General features: G+C 66.3%; 3 protein-coding genes. 1 reads left to right on the top strand and 2 read right to left on the bottom strand.

Annotated features, from left to right (window positions below; all coding sequences use genetic code 11):
• The coding region (gene hutH / locus AC5JLB_RS23565) for a histidine ammonia-lyase (RefSeq protein WP_495876265.1) at positions 1–1351 on the bottom strand (1351 nt) is incomplete at its 3' end.
• Positions 1348–2559, bottom strand: a complete 1212-nt coding sequence (gene hutI / locus AC5JLB_RS23560; RefSeq protein WP_495876264.1) for an imidazolonepropionase — start codon at positions 2557–2559, stop codon at positions 1348–1350. The genes hutH and hutI, both read right to left, overlap by 4 nt.
• A gap of 61 nt (positions 2560–2620) precedes the next feature.
• Here hutI and AC5JLB_RS23555 point away from each other — a divergent pair.
• Positions 2621–2841, top strand: a 221-nt coding sequence (locus AC5JLB_RS23555) for a hypothetical protein (RefSeq protein WP_495876263.1), incomplete at its 3' end; no start/stop codon positions are given.

The following is a 2841-nucleotide window of genomic DNA, read 5'->3' as shown; positions in this document are numbered from 1 at the left end:
GGAATTCGACCCCCTGGGCGGCACAGAGCAGCTCGATGCCAAGGATTTGGCTGAGGTTCGCGTTCATGCGCATCAGCCGTCGCGCGCCATGGGCGGCCATGGACACGTGGTCCTCCTGATTGGCGCTGGTGGGCGTGGAATCAGTCGAGCAGGGATTGGCGAGATGCTTGTTCTCGCTCATCAGCGCCGCCGAGGTGACCTCGGCGATCATGTAGCCGGAGTTAAGCCCAGGATCGGGGGTAAGGAAGGGCGGCAGGTCGAAGGACAGCGTCGGATCGACCATGAGCGCGACGCGGCGCTGGGCGATGGCGCCGATTTCGGCGACAGCCAGCGCAATCTGGTCGGCTGCGAAGGCGACCGGTTCGGCGTGGAAATTGCCGCCCGAGACGATGGCGCCAGTCGAGGTCAGGACCAAGGGGTTGTCGGTGACGGCATTGGCTTCGACCTCGAGGGTGGCCGCCGCCTGGCGTAGGAGGCCGACGCTGGCGCCGGTCACCTGCGGTTGGCAGCGGATGCAATATGGGTCCTGGACACGCTTGTCGCCTTCAAGATGGCTGTCGCGTATGGCGGAACCGGCCATGAGATAGCGCAAGGCAGCGGCCACCTCGATCTGGCCGCGATGGCCGCGCAGGGTGTGGATCTCTTCCTCGAAAGGCGCAGTCGAGCCCATGATGGCATCGGTGGATAGAGCCCCCGTGACGACCGCAGCCCGCGCATTGGCCCAGGCTTCGAACAAGCCGGCCAGCGCGAAGGCGGTGGAAAATTGGGTGCCGTTGATCAGCGCCAGCCCTTCCTTGGGGCCGAGCACAAGCGGCGAAAGACCAGCAGCCACCAAGGCCTCGGCGGCAGGCATGGTGCGCCCCTGATAATCCACCTCGCCCTCGCCGATCATGGCGGCAGTCATATGGGCAAGGGGCGCCAGGTCTCCCGAGGCGCCCACCGAACCCTGGGCCGGAACGACGGGCAGAATGGCATGATCGAACAGGGCCTCGATCTGGGCGATGATCTCCCAGCGGACGCCCGACGCACCGCGGCCGAGGGAGAGGAGTTTCAGGGCCATCATCAGGCGCACCACTGGCGATGGGGTATTCTCGCCGACGCCGCAGCAATGGGAGAGAATGAGATTGCGCTGCAGGCGCGCCGTGTCCTTGGCCTCGATGCGGACGCTGGCGAGTTTGCCGAAGCCTGTATTGACGCCATAGATCGCCGCGTCCCCGGCCGCCGCCTCGGCAACACGGCGGGCGGACGCTTCGACTGGGGGCCGGAAAGCGCGGTCCAGCGTGACAACGCAGTCGGAGCGATAGATGTCTTCCAGTTGGGCCAGCGTGGCTGTGCCAGGGGTCAGGATCATGGGGTCAGCACTCCGGCATGGATGCGGCGGTGAAGGGGATTAAAGCCGATGCGATAGGCGAGCTCGGCGGGATGGGAGACGTCCCAGATGGCGAGATCGGCGCGGAAGCCGGGCGCGATCACGCCAGCGTCGGCAAGGCCCAGGGCCCGAGCCGCATTGCGCGTGGCGCCGGCAAGCGCTTCCTCAGGTGTCAATCGGAACAGGGTGGACGCCATGTTGAGGGCGAGAAGCAAGGAATTGAGCGGGGAGGAGCCGGGATTGCAATCGGTGGCGACAGCCATGGGCACGCCAGCCTGCCGGAGGAGATCGACCGGCGGCGCCTGGGTTTCGCGCAGCGTGTAGAAGGCGCCGGGCAGGAGCACGGCCACGGTGCCGGATGCGGCCATGGCCGCTACCCCTGCGGCATCGAGGTGCTCGAGATGGTCGGCGGAAAGACCGCCATAGCGGGCGACGAGGGCCGCACCGCCGAGGTTGGACAATTGCTCGGCGTGCAGCTTGACCGGCAGGCCCAAGTCGCGGGCTCGCTTGAAAACGCGATCGATCTGGACGGGCGAAAAGGCGATGCCCTCGCAAAAGCCGTCCATGGCATCGACGAGGCCCTCCTGGTGCGCGGCCTCAAGCCCGGGAAGGACCACAGCAGCGAGATAGGCATCGGCCCGGCCATGGAATTCGGGCGGCACGGCATGGGCGGCGAGATAGCTCGTGACGATGCTCACCGGGCGCTCTTTGCCGATGCGGCGGGCGACGCGCAACATCTTGAGTTCGTCGGTGATCGTCAGTCCATAGCCGGATTTGATCTCCTGCGTCGTGACACCTTCGGCCAGGAGGGCGTCGACCCGATCGAGACTGGCGCGGAAGAGGTCCTCCTCGCTGGCGGCCCGGGTGGCGGCAACTGTCGAGACGATGCCGCCGCCGTCGCGTGCGATCTGCTCGTAGCTCGCACCGGCCAGCCGAAGTTCGAATTCGCGGGCGCGGTTGCCGCCAAAGACGAGGTGGCTGTGGCAATCGATCAGGCCGGGCGTGACGAGGCGGCCGGCGAGGTCGAAGCGGTCGGCGCCGGCAAGCTCGCCCGGGAGATCGGCTCCCGCGCCGCACCAGGCGATCCGCCCGGCTTCAATCAGCAAGGCGCCGCCTTCGATCAAGCCATAAGCGTGCCCGCCCAGGGCCATGGTGGCAATCTTTCCATTGCTCAGGAGCAGTCGCGACATCAGAAAGCGCCTTGATTAACTCGCATCTGTGTCTATTATGTATGCACATAACGAGGTGTCAATGGGGTTTGACGTGCGAGCTATCTGGGCGCAGCAGGCATTGCTGGACGGGCGCTGGGCAAGCGACGTACGCGTCGTTCTCGGGGTCGATGGCCGCATCGACTCGGTTACGGAAGGCGTCTCCGCAGGACCGGCAGATATGCGTGTTGGTGCCGTGTTGCCCGCACCGGTCAACCTCCATTCCCACGCCTTTCAGCGCGCCATGGCCGGCATGACCGAGCG

The organism is Myxacorys chilensis, assembly GCF_059505265.1.
Note: the sequence above shows the minus strand (reverse complement) of the source record. Positions and strands in the feature narration are given on the sequence as shown.

What these genes read in the sequence shown, in the direction of transcription:
- hutI (WP_495876264.1), bottom strand. Translation starts at nt 2,559, where the DNA reads ATGTCGCGACTGCTCCTGAGCAATGGAAAGATTGCCACCATGGCCCTG.